A 1148-nucleotide genomic window follows, 5' to 3' on the forward strand; every position below is an offset into this window, starting at 1 on the left:
CCCATGCGTTTGAGCACGGCTACTTCCTGTAAAATCTCTTCTTCGGTGAGCGTTTTTCTTCTGATTTTGTTGTCAAAACTAAACCCACAATAGGTACAGATATTCTGACACTCATTGGAGAGATACAGCGGAACATACATCTGAATAGTTTTGCCAAAACGCTTTTGAGTTAGCCTATGGCTTAGTTGAGCCATTTCTTCCAGAAAACCTGTAGCAGCGGGTGAAATCAAAGCCTTGAAGTCTTCCAAATCTCGTTTGCCTGATTTTTGGAGTGCTCTTATGACATCCTGAGGTGTTTTTTGATAAATACTCTTACGGATTTCGTCCCAAGTATATTGTTGAAAAACTTGATAAAAGTCCATATTTTCCACTAATTCAAAAATGTCGTTAATGGGCTACTCGCCACCGCTTGTTGTTGCATAGGCGCCAATTTGGCCTCATACGCCATACGTCCAGCCTCAACGGCATATTTGAATGCCAAGCCCATTTGAACAGGATTTTCAGAAACGGCTATCGCTGTGTTGACCAAGACCGCATCAGCGCCTAATTCCATCGCTTTGGCTGCATCCGAAGGCGCTCCAATTCCAGCATCCACCACTACGGGCACTCGGCTTTGCTCGATAATTATTTCTAGAAAATCAATCGTTTTTAATCCCTTATTACTGCCAATCGGCGATCCTAAAGGCATAACTGCGGCTACGCCAACCTCTTCGAGTCTTTTACACAAAACAGGATCGGCATGAATATAGGGTAATACCACAAAACCCAACTTTACTAATTCCTCGGCTGCTTTTAGCGTCTCGATAGGGTCGGGCATGAGGTATTTTGGGTCAGGATGAATTTCGAGTTTAAGCCAGTTGGTTTCCAAGGCTTCACGGGCAACTTGCGCCGCAAAAATGGCTTCTTTGGCATTGCGTACCCCAGAGGTATTGGGTAGTAAATTGATGCAATCGTGCTGAAGATATGACAGAATATCATCTTCTTTTTCTGTAAGACTAACTCGTTTGAGGGCAACAGTTACCAATTCTGAACCTGATGCCAAAATGCTTTCTTCCATAAGAGAAGCACTACTAAATTTTCCAGTTCCCGTAAATAACCTTGACTGAAAGGTTTTATCTGCAATTTGTAAAGACATAGCTGAGTGATGA

1 protein-coding gene and 1 pseudogene are annotated in these 1148 nt (G+C 42.9%); both read right to left on the reverse strand.

Features of this window, described 5'->3' with window-relative positions; translation table 11 throughout:
• A pseudogene (gene thiH, locus ACOVQ4_RS06380) lies at positions 1–362 on the reverse strand (2-iminoacetate synthase ThiH); the annotation flags it as partial.
• An 8-nt stretch (positions 363–370) separates the two neighbouring features.
• On the reverse strand, positions 371–1135 hold the full coding sequence (locus ACOVQ4_RS06385) for a thiazole synthase (RefSeq protein ID WP_421819818.1): 765 nt from the start codon (positions 1133–1135) through the stop codon (positions 371–373).
• Between the last annotated feature and the right edge of the window lie 13 nt (positions 1136–1148).

This window comes from Flectobacillus sp., assembly GCF_049240685.1.
In the GTDB taxonomy this organism is placed as follows: Bacteria; Bacteroidota; Bacteroidia; order Cytophagales; family Spirosomataceae; genus Flectobacillus.

Excerpts from the sequence above, each read along its gene's own strand:
- ACOVQ4_RS06385 (WP_421819818.1), bottom strand. The coding sequence starts at position 1,135 with ATGTCTTTACAAATTGCAGATAAAACCTTTCAGTCAAGGTTATTTACG.